Here is a 16,510-nt window from a genome sequence, read left to right as displayed (position 1 = left end):
AGTTTTCCAATTATTTGGGAACCATACCTGATGCGCGAGCGTATTGCGAGTTATCCGATCCATGCATCGATGACGAGCAATCAAAATGTACCAGCAAATTCAATCGCAAGCCGCGTATGCGGCATTCGGTCGAGCGTCGTAACTCATGCGCGGCACCGACTTCTTCATCACGACGGCTCTCGCCGGCGTCTTCATCATAACGTCGTGCGAGGATATCGCTGACGCTAGCGGGCAGTCCGCCGAAGAAACGCAGAACGTATTTCTATCCGAACCCATCAGTTTTACGGGCACCGAACCGTTCTGGGCTGGCGAGGTCGCGGACAGCACGCTCGTCTACAAGACCCCGCAAATCCAGGCCGGGCAGGAAATCGAGGTCGAGCGATTTACCGGCAACAACGGTGTTTCTTACAGCGGCACCTACGACGGCGCTTCCTTCGACCTGATGCTTACGCAATCGCCTTGCTCTGACCAGATGTCCGACCGGCAATACCCGTTCGTTGCAACGCTCAAGATCGGTTCGGAAGTCCGGCACGGCTGCGCGTGGAGCGAAGACCGGCCCTTTACCTCGCCAAGGCCCGCCTGATCCGACCGAAGTTCCCGCGGCACCCGGTTGTTTCATTCAGTAACATGAATTAACCGACTGGTCGCTAACGTTGGAACGTAGTACCTCGACTACCGTAATGAGTTTGGGCTGCGAAACGAACCTGGTGGTGCGAGAAGAGCGTGTCTTTTAAGTCGGACGAGGATCACATCGGCAACACCGGCGAAGTCCAGATGGACAAGTCGCAAGCGCGCTCCATGCCGTCGTTCGACGACAGCCCGGACCGTTTTCGCTCGACCCACCCCGATGACCGATTTTCTGGCGCGTCAGGCGTTCTTTTCGAGCAGGCGATGGCACAGACCCGGATGGCGATCTGCCTCAGCGATCCCCATGCGGAAGACTTGCCGATCGTATTTGCCAACCGGGCGTTCCGCCAACTGACCGGTTACAGCGAGGAAGAGATCATCGGCAACAACTGCCGCTTCCTGCAGGGTCCGAGAACGAGCCAGGAACCGCTTGAAAAGATCCGGCGCGCCATCGAGGAAGAGGACGTCGTGGTGGTTGAGGTGCTCAATTACCGCAAGGACGGAACGCCGTTCTGGAATGCCCTGCACCTCGGACCGATATACGACGCCGACGGCAGGCTCGTCTATTTCTTCGGCAGCCAGTGGGACGTGTCCGACGTGCGCGCGGCGCGCGAAGAAGAACGAATCGCCCGCGTCATGGCGCGCGAACTTTCCCATCGGATGAAGAACATGTTCTCGGTCATTTCCGGGATCGTCAACATCACAGGTCGTACGCGCGGTATCCGTAGCGAAGCTGCCGAAATCAATTCGCGTATTCAGGCGCTCGGCCGTGCGTACGAGACTACGCTCGATGATGCTGCCGAGGGCGACATCGACATGGGCGACGCGATCCGCGCGATCCTGAGCCCCTATGATGACGGCGATGGCCGCTTGAACCTTCGCGGTGACGGTACGCGCGCGCCCTTCGCCGGAATAAGTGTCGTCGGTCTCTTGCTTCACGAACTTGCAGCCAACGCGACCAAGCATGGTGCATGGTCGCAGGAAGGCGGAACCGTCAGCGTCGTCTGGGGTTCGAGCGCAGACGGTAACGAATTGCAGATCGACTGGCTCGAACAGGGCGGCCCCCCGTTCGAGGCCGCCAAGATCCAGGACGGAACCGGAACGGCGATAATGGAACGACTAGTTGCCGGAGGTGGCGGTTCGATCGAACGCGAATGGACCGACGGCGGACTTCTGGCAAAACTCAGGATCGGGGTTTAATCTATTGATCTGCGATAAATACGCGATTTTCTTACTCGACGACGAACCGCTAATATTGATGGACCTGGAATTTGCCGCCGAAGACCGCGATTACCAGGTCTTTAGCGCAAGCTGCGTCAAGAAAGCTTTGGACATCTTGGAGAAGCACCGCGACGGGATCGATACCGCGGTCCTCGACGTCACTCTTCAGGACGGCGAGACCTGCTTGCCTGTCGCGCGCTGGCTCGAAAAGAACGGCATTCCCTACGTGCTGCATTCCGGCGATCTGAACCGGCAGAACGAGAAGCTGCGCGAGCTTAGCGCACCGCTGATCGCCAAGCCGGCATCATCGGACGATGTCATCAAGCGCGCGATCGGACAGATCGCCACGTAATCACTCGCTCAGAACAGTCCGGGTATCTGATACTGCGCTGCGTTCGGCGCATCCGGGCGAAGCAGATTGAGCGGCGGGGCCACGCTGCGCGTCGCTTGTTGCCCAGGCGCGGCGGCTACTGACGAGCAGCCCCTGCCCGCCAGAAAATCGAGCGCCGTTGCGACGGAGTCTTCCTCACGCGAGCCGAACGGAGCCGCAAGCTCGTCGGTAGCGCGGCAGAAGTTCGGGACTACGGAAGCGAGCCCGGTATAATATTCGCCGTTCCCGTTGCTGTTCTCGGTCTTCAGCGAAACGACGCGCAGCCGGTCGTCGCAGGCTTCCTGGTCGAAACCTTCCTGCCCGACTGGCTTGCCGTAAGTGTTCGATCCGACCAGCGCGAGATTGTCGCCGAGGTACGGGATGAACGCATTCGTCACCAGCTCGCTTGCCGACGCCGTGGCTTCCGTTCCGATCACCGCGAGTTTCGTGACGCCGATGGCTTCGGGCTGCGCTTCGAAGAACCGCGTTTCGTTCAGACTGGCGCGCGACGGGCGGAAGACGGTGCGGCTGAAAACCTGCCCTTCCTTCCCGCGGCCCATTAAATCGCCGAGCAGGTCGGCGACGTTGATATAGCCGCCGCCGTTGTAACGCAGGTCGAGGATGACTTCGGTGATGCCCTGCGTGCGAAGCTGCGCGAAAACGGCGCGCAGATCATCAGGTGCATCGAGACTGAAGAAGGTTCTGAGATTGACGTAACCGACCTTCTTGCCGCCATCGCCGATTATCTTGAGGCCATAGCGGTTGGAAACCGGATCGAGATAATAGTCGGCCTTCGTGACCGTAACCTGCCGCGAGGTTCCCGCACTGTCGATGATGTCGAGGCGCACGGTTACGCCCGCATCGCTCGCTCCGAGCGCTTCGTAAACGCGTCGCTCCTGAACGAGTGTAGTCACGCTTTCGCCATTGATCGAAGTAATTTCCGTACCCCGGTCTATCCCTGCCTTGAATGCCGGTCCGTCCTCGAACGCCTCGGCAATGAGCAGCCGGTTGTTCTCATCGAAACCGAGACGAATGCCGAGACCGGCGGTCTGGCCTTGCGCCGCGCGTTCCTCTTCCTCAATCGAGGTCAAGTACGTGAAATAACGGTCGCGGTTCTGCGCCCGCGCCGGCGCCACGAGCGCATCGATGTAACCCTGTACGGTGTTGAAGTTGCTCTTGGCGACGTTCTGAGCAACTAGGGTCGGGAACAGATAATACGTGTCGATAACGCTTTTCGCCCAGTCCTGCCGCGCGCTGAGCGTGCACTGCGAGGTCGGCGATGGCGTAGGGGTTACGCCGCCGCCCCCGCCGCCGATCGGGCCTGGCGAGCTCGATCCGGAATCGCCGCCGCCGCACGCGGTAAGCGCAACCGCCAGCGCGGCGCTGATGAAATAACGACCCTTGGACATACCCGATCCCTTGATTTTCGGCGCCACCTCCGCCGCGCAAAGATTTTGCGAGATGCTGCCCTGCGCCTGAACTGGCGGTGAGCAGCGCCCGCAACCACTTCGTTAGCAAAACTTTCCGGTAACGCCCACGCAAAGTGCGTTGAGCCGTAAATGGTGCATATTCGGAGCTTTCCCCTCGTAAAAGCGTAATCGTTGCTGCACAATGCGGGTTTGCTACCGACTTAAGCAGGATACCCTAACCGACCGATGACCAATACCTTACCGACATTTCTGGAACGCGCGCTGGGGAGCCCGCCCAAAGCTTCCCTTTCCATTGCCGAACTCGCGGACGAAAAAACCTTTGGCCGGTCCGGCTTTGCGCTTTCCAGTCCCGCTTTCGAGCAAGGCGAGATGCTCGATCCGTCCTTCACTGCAGGGGAAGAAGACGCCGTGGCGCCGCCAATGGAGTGGAACGCTCCGCCCCCGGGCACGCAGGAACTCGTGCTGATCGTTGAGGATGCCGACGGACCTGCGGACAGCGACGGAAAGGCCCAGTGTCACTGGCTTGTATGGGGATTGCCGGGACAAAAGGGTAAAATTCTCGAAGGAGAAACTCCGCCGCGGACCGGTAAGAACGCCAAAGGGAATTCGGAGTGGCTGCTGCCGGCGCCGTCCGCGGATGACGAACCGCATCGCTACGTCTTCCAGCTTTTCGCGCTGGACCTTCCGATGGTCGAAATGCCCGGCGCGCCGCGTGAGAAAATCGTCAGCGCGATGCGCGGACATGTTACCGCCGCGGCTCTGCTGGTCGGCAAGTTTGCCCCGGTTGAGGAAGACGAGGAACTCGATTGGGATGACGACGATAGCGTCTGAAACCCTGGTCTGACTTCATAGACGACAGAGATAACTTAGAAAGGAAATAGAAAATGGCAGGCAAGAACAACGCATTGCAGAAACCTGTTAACGTATCGCCGGAACTCGAGGAAGTCGTGGGCAAGGGTCCGATGACCCGCGCGCAGGTGACTTCAAAAGTCTGGGAATACATCAAGAAGAACGATCTCCAGGATTCGAACGACAAGCGTCAGATCAATCCCGACGACAAGCTCGGCAAGGTGATCGGCAAGGACCAGATCTCCATGTTCAAGATGACAGCGGCTGTTTCCAAGCACCTGTCCTGAACCGCATCAGCGCCGGCGGAATGGCCAATCGGTCGCTCCGCCGGCCCACAGCGCAAGCCAGATGAGCAGAGGCTGCACAAACATCCGCGGGACGTGGTAGGCGAGGTTCGGCCCGCCGCTCGGCTTCGCCAAGTCGATAAGCAGGTGATTGACGTTGGCCGGCCAGACGCAGAGCGCGTAGACCGCAAGGCCGATACCTGCCGCGGCGCGATAGCGCCTCGACCAAGGCTGCGCTAGCCCCGCCGCGCCAAGTATCTCTGCAATCCCGGTCAGCGCCACGACGATTTCGGGCGCAGGTACGAAAGACGGCATGATCGATAGGAACGGACCCGGCATCGCCAGATGCAGGACGCCCGCTGCGCCGTAAAAGATGACCAGCAGCCAGCGGGAAATTTCGCGCCAGTTCACGGTTGACCTTTACCGAGCAGCGCGATCCGATATGGGCCGGAGCGAGCGGACAGCGGCCTGCCTTTCCAGCTTAGCCTTACCTTGCCGCTGCGAACGAGGCAGTCGACCGCCTCATGAACGCGCTGCATTTCCCCGCGCCATTCTTCGTCACCGGCGAGCGAGCGAGCCGCCTCGCTGGGGCAGATCGTCGCGCCTTCCGAACGTTCGTCGAGGAGAGTCAGGATTGCCTTGTCAGCGCTACTGTCGCTCATGCTTTTCCTTTTCAGAGCCTCGAGGGTGCGTCATAAGCGCTCGGTGAATTACCGCCTGCTGCAGGGAACATCCAGAATGAGGCGCACACTTTGTGCATTGGCTCTGACCGCAACTCTGTCCTTTCCGCTATCGGCGCAAGAGGGTCGGACTTACCCCGTCGACAGGGCCGCAGCTGAACGAACCGCGAAGCGCGCGCTTGAACGCGCGCCCGTCTTCGACGGTCACAACGACGTGCCATGGCAGCTACGTGGCCGCTTCGATAACCAACTTCGGAGCTTCGATTTCGAAGACACGAGCAGCACAGCCGATGCCGAGACCGGCCGCGCCATGATGCACACCGATATCGCGCGCCTGCGCCAGGGAATGGTCGGCGCGCAGTTCTGGTCCGTCTATGTGCCCGCCAGTTTCTCCGAACCAGAAGCGGTACAAGCCACGCTGGAGCAGATGGACGTCGCGAAGCGCCTGATCGACCGCTACCCGGAAGCACTGGCGCTTGCGCGCACGGCGAACGACGTCGAAGCGGCTGTCAGGAAGAAGCGGATCGCCTCGCTGCTTGGTATGGAAGGCGGCCATTCGATCGGCTCCGACCTCGGTGTGTTGCGGCAAATGTACGATCTCGGCGCCCGCTACATGACGCTTACTCACTCGAAGAACACGCCATGGGCCGATGCCTCGACCGACGCTCCAGTGCACGACGGCCTTACCGATTTCGGCCGCGACGTGGTGCGCGAGATGAACCGGATCGGGATGCTCGTCGATCTCAGTCACGTCAGCGAAAAAGACGATGCTGGATGCGCTTGATGTTGCGCGAGCGCCGGTAATCTTCAGCCATTCAGGCGTTCGCTCTATCAACGCCCACCCACGCAACGTCCCCGACAGCGTTCTGTCCCGACTGCCCGCAAACGGCGGCGTGCTGATGGTTGTTGCCCTGCCCGCATTCCTGACCGAAGACGTGCGGCAATGGGGCGCATCGCGTAGCGCAGAGGAAGCGCGCCTCGCTTCGCTTTATTCCGGCGATCCGATGGAAGTCGAGCGTCTGCTCGCGCTTTGGGTCGAAGCGAACCCGGCACCGACCTCGACTATTTCCGACATGGCCGATCATATCGATCATGCTCGCCGCGTTGCCGGTATCGACCATATCGGCATCGGCGGTGACTATGACGGAATGCCGAGCGGTCCGGCGGGAATGGAGGATGTGACCGGCTACCCCGCATTGTTCGTCGAACTCGCCCGCCGAGGTTACTCGCAGGAAGATCTCGAGAAGATCGCGTACCGCAATATCCTCCGGGCGATGCGCGGCGCGGAAGCCTATTCGGAAAGCTTGGCGGGCGCACTGCCGATCGAAACGCAGTGACCCGCCCGCGGCGGCGGTAGCTCAGTCGCTTTTACAGGGATCGTGGCCCCAGTTCATGAGGCTGTAACGCCAGTCGCTGTTCTCGACATCGTCATCCGGCCCCTGCGCCTTGTGCCGGTGAATGTAGCCGACGACTTTCTGCATGTGCTCGTACTGATCGTCGGTCAGATCGGCTTTCTTGGTATTCTTGATTTCGACGATGCGGCGGCCTGATTTATGCCCGGTGCTTTCACCCGAATCGCTGTCGCCGACGGATTTCGATTCCTCGGTCTCCAGCCATTCCTCAAGCTCCTTCGGCTGCATGTTCACGCAGTCGTAGAAATTGTCGTAGACTTCGTCTTTCTTGTCGTCGTCCATCAGTCGTCGTCTTCGACATGGTCGGGCAGGCCATCGAGGTCGGTCGAGGCATAATCCTCGAGCTCGTCCTCGCTCATGCTGTCGTACATTTCCTTGGACGCACCTTGCAGGTCGCCGACCTTGGTTTCGCCGCGCTTAGCCGAAAGGGCCGCGCCGGCGGCGCGCTGCTGTGCTTTTGATTGGGCCGGCATCAGTCCTGCGCCTCCAGTTCGGAGCCGCGCTTCAGGACTTCGTCGCCGTCTTCCTGCTTGACGAGATAGGCGGGATTGTCTTCGTCACCGTCCTTGGTGATCTCGCTGCCCTGCAGCGTGCGGGTCACTTCGCGTTCGAAACGCTCTTTGATCTGGCCCTTGCCTTCGCCGTTGCCCCATTCCCACTTTACGTACTGGCCGGTTTGAAAGCTGTTCGAATTGCTCACCTCGGGTCTCCTGTAGTTTCTACAGAAGACCAATCACCAAGCTAGGGGGCAGGTTCCGCGATCGGATCTACATCGACCTGGTCAGCATCGTCGACCACAGCTTCGTCTTCGATAATTGAATCGATTTCTTCGCCGTCATTTTGCGAGGAAATCGTGCCGCTCATCGTGGCTTCTTCCTCTACGTCGCCCTGCGTCATAGCGGGAATGATCCACACGATGGAAAGCAGAAGTATGGCGAGCAGCGTTCCGATGGCGAGCACCCAGCGGCCTACGCCTTCCTTCGAGCCGGCGCTGACTTCCTGCTCGCTTACGTGAACTTCGTCGCCTTCGTTATGCATGTATAATTTCCCTCGCTGGCGGCAGTCGCCGCCTGTAACCAACTTACGGTCTTCTAGCGCAGTTGTTCCGCCGGTTGAAGCCTTCAATCCCGCAGCAATTCGTTGATGCCGGTTTTCTCGCGCGTCCTTGCATCGACCGTTTTCACGATTACTGCGCAGGCCAGTGAAGGGCCGCCCGCCGCGTCCGGAAGGGTGCCGGGCACCACCACCGAATAAGGCGGAACGTGCCCGCGGGTGATTTCGCCGGTCGCGCGGTTCACGATTTTCGTGGACTGGGTGATGAATACGCCCATCGCCACGACGCATCCTTCGCCCACGATGACGCCTTCCACGATTTCGCTTCGCGCACCGATGAAGCAGTTGTCGCCGATGATCGTGGGGTTGGCCTGCATGGGCTCAAGCACACCGCCGATGCCGGTTCCGGCCGAGATATGGCAGCCCTTGCCGATCTGCGCACAGGATCCGATCGACGCCCAGGTATCGACCATTGTGCCCTCGCCCACATAGGCTCCGATGTTGACGAAGCTCGGCATCAGCACGCAGCCGGGGGCAATATAACTGCCTTCACGCGCAATCGCGCCCGGCACCACGCGGAAACCGGCTTCGCGAAAGCGAGCATCGTCCCACCCGGCGAACTTGGACGGGACCTTGTCGAAGGCGGGATGACCTGCGCTGCCGCCGTCCATAACACGGTTGTCGTTCAGCCGGAACGAGAGCAGCACCGCTTTCTTGAGCCACTGGTTGACTGTCCACCCGCCGCTCCCGTCAGGCTCGGCCACGCGTCCCTCGCCGCTGTCGAGCATGGCAAGCGCGCGGTTGACAGCTTCGCGCCCGTCGGTGCTGCCTGGGCCGACTTCGCTCCGCTTTTCCCAAGCGGCTTCGATCGCGCTTTCCAGTTGCTCGCTCATGCTTCCGTTTCCTTCGTATTGTTTCGGGTGGCGCTAATGCGGCTTGCGCCCGTTGCCAAGACCATCGCCGCTTAGTGTTGGTGCATTCTTAACCAAGAGTTCATTAGAATGACGCGAGTTTCGCAGCCTTTCCATTCAAGGTAATCGCCGCCCATGTCCGCAAAGCCCGCCACTCCTTCCATTCTGCGCTTCGCGGCGATCCTCTCGCCCGCAATCCTGCTGGCGGCATGTGGGGGCGGCGGTAGCGGCGGCACCATCATCAGCACGCCTCCTCCCGCCCCGGCCCCGACGCCTACGCCGGTCCCTGCGCCTACCCCACCCCCGACCGGGTTCGAGACCGAGGAACTCAGCCGCTCGGATGGGCCGGAGTTTCACGGAGCGGTCACGCTGTGGCAGAACGGTATCACCGGCTCCGGTTCGACCATTGCCATTATCGATACGGGCATCGACACCGACAGCCCTGAGTTCGCCGGTCGGATCAGCGCCGCCTCGCAGGATGTCGCCGGCAACGAGTCTGTCGAGGCGGTTGACGATCATGGCACGAACATCGCCCTAATCGCGGCCGCGGCGCGCAACGATACCGGCGTAGTGGGCATTGCCTACGAGGCGAACATTCTCGCCCTGCGCACCGACCGTCCGGGATCGTGCAATGCGCAAAGCGACGAAGTGCTCGACGGGTGTATCTTTTTCGACAGCGACATCGCGCGCGGCGTCGATATCGCGGTGGCGAACGGTGCACGGGTCATCAACCTGTCGTTGGGCGGCTCGGCTCCTTCCACGTCCTTGCGCACTGCAATACGCCGCGCTGCGGAAGCGGGCGTGGTAATCGTCGTCGCCGCCGGGAATGCGGGCGACGGGAGCGATCCCGACATCGATCCGAACCAGCCCGATCCCTTCCCCGCCGAACTCATCACCGAAGCGCCCAACCACCTCATCATCGTCGGCTCGGTGGACGACAGCGGCACCATATCCAATTTCAGCAACCGCGCCGGCACCCTCGGCGGAAGTTTTATTACCGCTCGCGGCGAGCGGCTGTGCTGCGTCTACGAAAACGGCGTACTCCAGGTCACGCGCGAGGGCGGTTCGACATTCGTCACGCTGTTTTCAGGAACGAGCTTTTCGGCTCCGCAAGTGGCCGGAGCGGTCGCCTTGCTTGCCCAAGCCTTCCCCAATCTGACCGGTGCGGAAATCGTCGACCTGCTGCTCGACAACGCACGCGATGCCGGTGTGAGCGGCGTCGACGGTATCTACGGCACTGGCATTCTCGATATCGCTGCTGCCTTCCGCCCAAGCGGCTCGACCGCGATCGCCGGAACCCAGCGCACGTTCGGCGCCGGTGACGTAACCGCTATCGCTTCGCCTGCCATGGGCGACGCGCTGTCGGCGGGCTCGCTGAAGACGATCGTCACCGATGCCTACGATCGGCCATACGAAATAGACCTGGCTGCCGGCGGCCAGCGCGCGGCAATGCAGCCGCGACTTCACGGCGCGGTCGATCAGCCCATGCGCTCGCTCGCTGCTCAGCAGGGCGCTCTCGCCGTGGCCTTCACCGTGAACGGGCGCGCCTATGACCAACGCCGCACGCCGCTTGGCTTGTTGACGCTGGAAACTGGCGATGCCGAAAGCTCACGTGTGCTCGCCGCATCCGCTGCGATGAGCGTCGATCCCGCTACCAAGATCGGCTTCGCAATCGGCCAGCGCTCGGACGGACTGGTCGCGCGGCTGCAAGGCCAGTCGCGTCCAGCGTTCATGATTGCCGGCGAAGCGGGCGGCGAAGACGGGTTCGTGCGAATGGGCGACACCGCCTTCGCCCTGCGCCGTCAGGTCGGTAAATGGGGCGTCACCGTCAGCGGCGACGAAGGCGAAGTGCGGCTTTACGACAGCGCAGCGCGCGCAGGCCAGTTCGACTGGCTGAACCGCCCCTATTCGGTGTCCGGCTACGGCCTTTCCGCCGATCGGCGCTTCGGCGCGCTCGACACGGCGCTCGGTGTGACCTTCCTCGACGAAGAGGGCACGGTCCTGGGCGCGAAATTCAACGACACGCTCGGCATCGGCGGGGCGGAAACCCTGTTCCTTGACGCAAGCGCCGGCTGGAATTTCGCACCGCGCTGGCGCCTCGGCGGTAGCATGCGGCAGGGCTTTACGCGCGCCGATGCGGGCGGGCTGCTCGCAGGTACCACGAAACTGCAAACGCGCGCCTGGTCGCTCGACGTGACCCGGACCGGCACGTTCCAGCGCGGTGACAGCTTCGGCTTCCGCTTGTCGCAGCCGCTACGCGTCGAAAGGGGCGGGCTCGACCTCAGCGTGCCGGTCGATTTTGATTTCGGTACCGAAACTGCATCCTTCGCGAGCCGCCACCTGTCGCTCGCGCCCGAGGGCCGCGAGGTGATGGGTGAACTCGCATGGAGCGGCTGGCTCATGGGCGGCACCGCTAGCGCCAGCGCCTACTACCGCACCGATCCCGGTCATGTCGCCGACTACCCGGAAGACATGGGCGCACTCGTGCGCTGGAACCGGAGCTTCTAGGGCGCCCCCTCAGTCCATTCCCGCCGCTTTGGCGAAGCCGTAGGCGGTCTGCACCAGCGGAGCGACGCGTTCCGACATCTTCTTCGCGTGAGCGGAAGATGCAGTGCCGTCGATCACGCGCTTCTTGATGCCCTGGATGATACCTGCGAGCCGAAACAGGTTGTAGGCGAAATACCAGTCCATCGGCGGAACGGGATATCCGGTGCGCGCGACGTAGCGTTCGACCGCTTCGTCACGTGTCGGAATGCCGAGCGCCTCATGGTCAAGCCCGCCGATCCCAGCCCGTCCATCGGGCGGATTGACCCAGTTGAGCATCAGATAGGCGAAATCCGCGACCGGATCGCCCAGCGTCGAAAGCTCCCAGTCGAGCACTGCAAGAACCCGCGGCTCCGTCTTGTGGAAGATCATGTTGTCGAGCCGGTAGTCACCATGAACGATGCCATGCGCATGCTGTGGCGGGATCGTTTCGGGCAGCCACTCGATCAGCCGGTCCATTTCGGGAATGGTCTCGGTTTCCGATAGGCGGTACTGTTTCGACCAGCGGGCGACCTGGCGCGCGCAGTAATCCTCGCTCTTTCCGTAATCCGACAGGCCGATCGCTTCCGGGTCTTTCAGGTGAAGGTCCGCCATCGTGTCGATCATCGCATGGTACATCGCGCGGCGTTCTTCGGGCGCATAGTCAGGTAGCGCGCCGTTCCATAAATTGCGCCCGTCGGCGAGATCCATGACGAAGAACATCGAGCCGATGACGTCCGAGTCTTCGCATAGCCCATAGGTGCGCGGAACGGGAAAACCGGTCGGGCCGAGAGCCGACATCACCTTGTATTCGCGGTCCACCGCATGGGCTGATGGCAGCAGCTTGCCGAAGGGCTGCCGGCGCAGGACGTAGCTCTTGCCGGGCGTATCGATCCGGTAGGTGGGATTGCTTTGGCCGCCCTTGAACTTCGACAAAGAAAGCGGGCCTTCGAAGCCTTCGACATTCGCCTGCATCCATGACGTCAGCGAAGTTTCGTCGAGCTGGTCTTTTTCCGGAACATCGACCGTCCCGACCATCTCGCTTTCGTAATCGATCTTCGCCATCAGTCGAACACCACCACGCTGCGCGCGGTATGCCCGCCGCGCAGCTTATCGAAGCCCTCGTTAACCTGGTCGAGCGAGATACGCTCGGCGATAATAGTGTCGAGATCGAGGAGGCCGCGCATGTAGAAATCGACGAGCCGCGGCAGATCGACCGGGAACTGGTTCATCCCCATCAGCGCTCCCTGGAGCTTCTTGCTGGCCAGCAGATCGAGCGCGGAAAGGCCGACCTTGCAGTCGAGTGGCATCATGCCGAGGATCGTGGCTGTGCCGCCGCGGCGAAGCAGCTTCACCGCTAGATCAGCGGACGCCTGCCTTCCGACGGCTTCGATCGCGTGATGCACGCCCCCGCCGGTCAGCGCCATAACCTGCTTCGCCGCATCGTCCGCCATCGCATCGATGCTGTGCGTCGCGCCGAGTGTTTCGGCGAGTTCACGCTTTTCGGGCAGCGGGTCGAGCGCGATGACCTTGCCCGCCCCCGCAATCTTGGCCGCGTTGATCGCCGCGAGACCCACGCCGCCGCAGCCGACCACCGCGACGGTTTCGCCGGGGACGAGCTTGCAGGCGTTGAAAACCGCGCCCGCACCCGTCGTCACCGCGCAGCCAATGACCGCCGCCCTGTCGAAGGGCATATCCTTGTCGACCGAAACGCAGGCGTGCTCGTGGATGAGCATCTGTTCGGACAATGCCGACAGGTTGAGGAGCTGGTGCACGGGCGCGCCATCCGCGGACAGCCGCGGTGCGTCTTCCTTGCCGCGCTTCACCTCGCCGCTGACGCAAAGCGCCATGCGGCCCGTGACGCAGAACTCGCAGTGCCCGCAAAATGCGCTGAGGCAGGTTACGACGTGATCGCCCGGTTTGACCGTGCGAACCTCACTGCCGACCGCGCGCACCACGCCTGCGGCCTCGTGACCCGGCACGGCAGGCAGCGGATGCGGGTAATTGCCGTCGATGAAGTGCAGGTCCGAATGACACAGTCCGCAGGCCTTTGTGTCGATCAGCACTTCGTGCGCCGAAGGCTCGGCGAGTGATATGTCGCCGATCCTGAGCGGTTTTCCTGGTTCTTCGAGAATGGCGGCGCGTGGCATCTGTACTCCTTGACATAACTTTGCGGGGGCTGGCGGTCCGGTTCAGGCTCCGGCGGTGGCAGCCGCGCTGCCTGCACCGCTACCGGCAGCCTGACCTTCGCCCATGCCGCGCTTCTTCGGGCCGTCTTCGGGAGCGTGCTTGGCAAACTCGATCCGCGCGATGGAGCGGGCGTGAACCTCGTCCGGCCCGTCGGCGAGGCGCAGCGTGCGCTGGTGGGCGTAGGCCTTGGCAAGACCGTAATCGTTCGACACGCCGCCGCCGCCATGCGCTTGAATCGCATCGTCGATGATGCGCAGCGCCATGTTCGGCGCCTGCACCTTGATCATCGCGATTTCCTGTGCCGCGGCCTTGTTGCCGACCTTGTCCATCATGTCGGCGGCCTTGAGGCACAGCAGGCGCGTCATTTCAATGTCGATACGAGCCTGCGCGATCCGCTGCTCCCAGATCGAGTGCTTGTAGATCGGCTTGCCGAACGCTTCGCGCGACTGGAGGCGGCGCGCCATTTTGGCGATCGCTTCTTCCGCCACGCCGATGGTGCGCATACAGTGATGAATGCGGCCCGGTCCGAGGCGGCCTTGCGCGATCTCGAACCCGCGCCCTTCGCCAAGCAGCATGTTGCTCGCAGGAATGCGGACGTTGTCGAGCCTGATTTCCATGTGCCCGTGCGGTGCATCGTCGTAGCCGAATACGGGCAGATGCCGTTCGATCGTCACGCCTTCCGCATCGAGCGGCATGAGCACCATCGATTGTTGCTGGTGGCGGTTCGCCTCGAAATCGGTCTTGCCCATGACGATCGCGACCTTGCAGCGCGGATCGCCCGCACCGCTCGACCACCATTTGCGGCCGTTGATCACGTAGTCGTCGCCGTCGCGCTTAATATGCGTTTCGATATTTGTCGCGTCGGAAGATGCAACGTCCGGCTCCGTCATCAGGAAAGCGGAGCGGATTTCGCCCGCCATCAGCGGCTTCAGCCACTCATCCTTCTGTTCGCGCGTACCGTAACGGTGCAGCACTTCCATGTTGCCGGTGTCGGGCGCGGAGCAGTTGAAGACCTCGCTCGCCCAGCCGATGCGGCCCATCTCCTCGGCACACAGCGCATATTCGAGATTGGTGAGGCCCGGCCCTTCGAACTCGAAGCTCTCGTCGACATGATGGTGGCTGTCGTTGCGCGGCGGCATGAACAGGTTCCAGATACCGGCGTCCTTGGCTTTCGCCTTCACGTCCTCCACGATCTGGATGACCTTCCAGCGATCGCCCTCGGCATCCTGCTCGTTATAGGTCGGTACGTTCGGGCGTACGTTCGCCTCGATGAAGTCGCGCACCCGGTTCCGCCAGTGCTCCTGCCGTTCGGTGGGCTGAAAATCCATGCGCGTATCCTCTCGTAATTGTGCAATTGTCAGGCAACTCTGACAGAGCGCAAAGGCCGCGCCAACCCCGGATTTTCGTGTGCTGTTCGCCCGCGGTGACTAGCGTGGCAGCCGATGCGGCGGTTCCGTAGCGTCGGCAGCTTTTCGCAAAGCGGCAACGCGCGCCTCATGTTCGGCCTGTCCGATCGGAAAGCGCCCCAACCAGAAGGCGCAAACGACCGCGAGAACAAAACTCGCAGCCACATACAGCAGAATCATCTCGTTCAGAACTGCGCCCGGAACGCTGCCCGGCTGAGCGCGCGTGACGAGCTCGGACGCTGCGATGATCTGCCCGGTCAGGAAGATGCCTATTCCGGTCGCGCATTTCTGCACGAGCCAGTTGCCCGAATAGAACGCACCCTCGGCCCGTTGCCCCGTGCGCTCCTGATACGCCTCGACGATTTCCGCGACCATCGAACTGGCCGATATCATCACCACGATGCCCAGCATGTTGCCGAGAACGAGGAACGCGTAGAAGCCGAGCGTCGAGACAAGCGTACCCGCCTCCGGCCAAAGGTCCGCCACGAACAGCAGATAGGGCGTCATTCCGAACGCCGCCGCGCCGAGCGAGCCGATCACCGCGCTTTTCGGCTTGCCGAACCGGCGGTGTAGCGGCCCGACGATGAAGAACATGCCGATTACGCTCAGGAACAGTGCGAGCGGATAGGCGGTCAGCGCTCCGCCTTCGAGCTGCCAGACGAACAGGTTTACATACTGGCTGATCGAGAACGTCAGCCCCTGCGTAATGTAAGCGGCCAGACCGCCGGCAGCGAAGATCAGGAACGCGCGCTCGCTGAATGCCTGTTTGATTTCGGCAAAGGCATTCGCGAAGCTGAGCGGTCCCGGCTTGTGTTCGGGCAGACCGGCCACGAGCGAATGCTGCCCCCAGGCAGACCCGATGACCGAAACCGCCATGATGACCGCTCCGCAGATGCCGAAGGCCGCGTAACCGTCCGCTTCGAGCAGTCCGTCCTGCCCCGGCATGAACACCGTGTAAGCCAGCACCATCATGCTGAGCCCGCCGAGCCAGCCCGCGAGATAGCGATAGCGGAACAGCGTCGTGCGCTCGACATAGTCGTCGGTGATTTCCGGAACGAGACTGACCGACGGCACTTCGCAGGCCGACAGCAGCAAGCGTACCGCGACCGCTACGGCGAGAAGCCCGCCCGCGCTCGGCGCATCCCCGCCCGGCGGCGACCATAGCAATATCCATGCAATCGCCAGCGGGATCGGAGCGGCGTAAAGCCACGGCAATCGCCTGCCCCACCGGGTATAGGTCCGGTCGGAAAGGTAGCCGAGAAGCGGATCGACCACCGCGTCAATCAGCAGCGCGGCGAACAGTATCTGTCCGACCGTTCCGGCGTCCATTCCCAAAACCTGATTGTAGTAGATGAGGAGGAAGAAGGAGAAGCCGCTGTCCTTCACGCCGAAAGCCGCCGCGCCGAACCCGTGAATCACCTTCAGCCGCATGGGCAGGCGGCCGGCCACCCGCCCCGCTATGATTTCGCTCCGACCAACATGAAATGTCCCAAGCCGCTCTCCTCTGACAGCGCTTTCAAGCCTATCGGGCCTGCCGCCAGCGTCAAATGCATT

At 62.0% G+C, this 16,510-nt stretch carries 20 protein-coding genes; 8 read left to right on the top strand and 12 right to left on the bottom strand.

Features of this window, described 5'->3' with window-relative positions; all coding sequences use genetic code 11:
• Nucleotides 1–145 precede the first annotated feature (145 nt).
• From HUV48_RS12465 to HUV48_RS12455, 3 genes are all read left to right on the top strand, one after another.
• Nucleotides 146–583, top strand: coding sequence for a COG3650 family protein (locus HUV48_RS12465; RefSeq protein ID WP_176268125.1), 438 nt, complete (start codon nt 146–148; stop codon nt 581–583).
• 140 nt (nt 584–723) lie between these two features.
• On the top strand, nt 724–1,827 hold the full coding sequence (locus HUV48_RS12460; RefSeq protein WP_318656102.1) for a PAS domain-containing protein: 1,104 nt from the start codon (nt 724–726) through the stop codon (nt 1,825–1,827).
• Nucleotides 1,828–1,885: 58 nt separating this feature from the next.
• Complete coding sequence (locus HUV48_RS12455) at nt 1,886–2,200, top strand: response regulator (RefSeq protein ID WP_176268124.1); 315 nt, start codon at nt 1,886–1,888, stop codon at nt 2,198–2,200.
• A gap of 8 nt (nt 2,201–2,208) precedes the next feature.
• Here the strand turns inward: HUV48_RS12455 and HUV48_RS12450 are convergent, their stop codons facing one another.
• On the bottom strand, nt 2,209–3,627 hold the full coding sequence (locus HUV48_RS12450; protein ID WP_176268123.1) for a S41 family peptidase: 1,419 nt from the start codon (nt 3,625–3,627) through the stop codon (nt 2,209–2,211).
• 246 nt (nt 3,628–3,873) lie between these two features.
• On the opposite strand from HUV48_RS12450, the gene HUV48_RS12445 reads away from it, so the two are divergent.
• Together HUV48_RS12445 and HUV48_RS12440 are read left to right on the top strand one after the other, a co-directional pair.
• Nucleotides 3,874–4,479 carry a YbhB/YbcL family Raf kinase inhibitor-like protein gene (locus HUV48_RS12445; RefSeq protein ID WP_176268122.1) on the top strand — a complete coding sequence of 202 codons (606 nt, stop codon included), beginning with the start codon at nt 3,874–3,876 and terminating at the stop codon, nt 4,477–4,479.
• Nucleotides 4,480–4,532: 53 nt separating this feature from the next.
• Nucleotides 4,533–4,784, top strand: a complete 252-nt coding sequence (locus tag HUV48_RS12440) for an SWIB/MDM2 domain-containing protein (protein ID WP_176268121.1) — start codon at nt 4,533–4,535, stop codon at nt 4,782–4,784.
• A gap of 6 nt (nt 4,785–4,790) precedes the next feature.
• Here the strand turns inward: HUV48_RS12440 and HUV48_RS12435 are convergent, their stop codons facing one another.
• Both HUV48_RS12435 and HUV48_RS12430 read right to left on the bottom strand, forming a co-directional pair.
• On the bottom strand, nt 4,791–5,192 hold the full coding sequence (locus HUV48_RS12435) for a DoxX family protein (RefSeq protein WP_176268120.1): 402 nt from the start codon (nt 5,190–5,192) through the stop codon (nt 4,791–4,793).
• Nucleotides 5,189–5,443, bottom strand: a complete 255-nt coding sequence (locus tag HUV48_RS12430) for a DUF3253 domain-containing protein (protein WP_176268119.1) — start codon at nt 5,441–5,443, stop codon at nt 5,189–5,191. The genes HUV48_RS12435 and HUV48_RS12430 overlap by 4 nt, the downstream gene beginning before the upstream one ends.
• Before the next feature lie 76 nt (nt 5,444–5,519).
• Here HUV48_RS12430 and HUV48_RS14700 point away from each other — a divergent pair, with 76 nt between their 5' ends.
• Both HUV48_RS14700 and HUV48_RS14695 read left to right on the top strand, forming a co-directional pair.
• Entirely contained in the window at nt 5,520–6,245 is a 726-nt protein-coding gene (locus tag HUV48_RS14700) for a dipeptidase (RefSeq protein WP_404799936.1), read from the top strand.
• Nucleotides 6,229–6,798, top strand: a complete 570-nt coding sequence (locus HUV48_RS14695; protein WP_404799935.1) for a dipeptidase — start codon at nt 6,229–6,231, stop codon at nt 6,796–6,798. Before HUV48_RS14700 ends, HUV48_RS14695 begins: the two co-directional genes overlap by 17 nt.
• 21 nt (nt 6,799–6,819) lie before the next feature.
• Here the strand turns inward: HUV48_RS14695 and HUV48_RS12420 are convergent, their stop codons facing one another.
• The 5 genes from HUV48_RS12420 to dapD all read right to left on the bottom strand — a co-directional run bounded on the left by HUV48_RS12420 (nt 6,820) and on the right by dapD (nt 8,819).
• Complete coding sequence (locus tag HUV48_RS12420) at nt 6,820–7,155, bottom strand: DUF3140 domain-containing protein (protein WP_176268118.1); 336 nt, start codon at nt 7,153–7,155, stop codon at nt 6,820–6,822.
• Nucleotides 7,155–7,346, bottom strand: a complete 192-nt coding sequence (locus tag HUV48_RS12415; RefSeq protein ID WP_176268117.1) for a DUF3008 family protein — start codon at nt 7,344–7,346, stop codon at nt 7,155–7,157. Before HUV48_RS12415 ends, HUV48_RS12420 begins: the two co-directional genes overlap by 1 nt.
• Nucleotides 7,346–7,573, bottom strand: a complete 228-nt coding sequence (locus tag HUV48_RS12410) for a hypervirulence associated TUDOR domain-containing protein (RefSeq protein ID WP_176268116.1) — start codon at nt 7,571–7,573, stop codon at nt 7,346–7,348. The genes HUV48_RS12415 and HUV48_RS12410 overlap by 1 nt, the downstream gene beginning before the upstream one ends.
• A 41-nt stretch (nt 7,574–7,614) precedes the next feature.
• A complete protein-coding gene (locus HUV48_RS12405) occupies nt 7,615–7,911 on the bottom strand; it encodes a hypothetical protein (protein WP_176268115.1) in 297 nt (98 codons plus the stop codon).
• An 83-nt stretch (nt 7,912–7,994) separates the two neighbouring features.
• Nucleotides 7,995–8,819, bottom strand: coding sequence for a 2,3,4,5-tetrahydropyridine-2,6-dicarboxylate N-succinyltransferase (gene dapD / locus HUV48_RS12400; RefSeq protein WP_176268114.1), 825 nt, complete (start codon nt 8,817–8,819; stop codon nt 7,995–7,997).
• A 153-nt stretch (nt 8,820–8,972) separates the two neighbouring features.
• Here dapD and HUV48_RS12395 point away from each other — a divergent pair, with 153 nt between their 5' ends.
• Nucleotides 8,973–11,345, top strand: a complete 2,373-nt coding sequence (locus tag HUV48_RS12395) for a S8 family peptidase (protein ID WP_176268113.1) — start codon at nt 8,973–8,975, stop codon at nt 11,343–11,345.
• A 9-nt stretch (nt 11,346–11,354) separates the two neighbouring features.
• Here the strand turns inward: HUV48_RS12395 and HUV48_RS12390 are convergent, their stop codons facing one another.
• From HUV48_RS12390 to HUV48_RS12375, 4 genes are all read right to left on the bottom strand, one after another.
• Nucleotides 11,355–12,425 (bottom strand): phosphotransferase family protein, encoded by a 1,071-nt coding sequence (locus HUV48_RS12390; protein ID WP_176268112.1) that lies wholly within the window; start codon nt 12,423–12,425, stop codon nt 11,355–11,357.
• A complete protein-coding gene (locus HUV48_RS12385) occupies nt 12,425–13,510 on the bottom strand; it encodes a Zn-dependent alcohol dehydrogenase (protein WP_176268111.1) in 1,086 nt (361 codons plus the stop codon). The genes HUV48_RS12390 and HUV48_RS12385 overlap by 1 nt, the downstream gene beginning before the upstream one ends.
• Nucleotides 13,511–13,552: 42 nt before the next feature.
• The gene (locus HUV48_RS12380; RefSeq protein ID WP_176268110.1) at nt 13,553–14,878 is read right to left on the bottom strand and encodes an acyl-CoA dehydrogenase family protein; all 1,326 of its coding nucleotides are present in this window, start codon (nt 14,876–14,878) and stop codon (nt 13,553–13,555) included.
• A gap of 99 nt (nt 14,879–14,977) precedes the next feature.
• On the bottom strand, nt 14,978–16,405 hold the full coding sequence (locus HUV48_RS12375; protein ID WP_318656101.1) for an MFS transporter: 1,428 nt from the start codon (nt 16,403–16,405) through the stop codon (nt 14,978–14,980).
• Nucleotides 16,406–16,510: the final 105 nt, after the last annotated feature.

This window comes from Qipengyuania atrilutea, from assembly GCF_013370205.1.
GTDB classification, from domain to species: domain Bacteria; phylum Pseudomonadota; class Alphaproteobacteria; order Sphingomonadales; family Sphingomonadaceae; genus Actirhodobacter; species Actirhodobacter atriluteus.
This window is presented reverse-complemented; position numbering and strand designations above follow the sequence as displayed.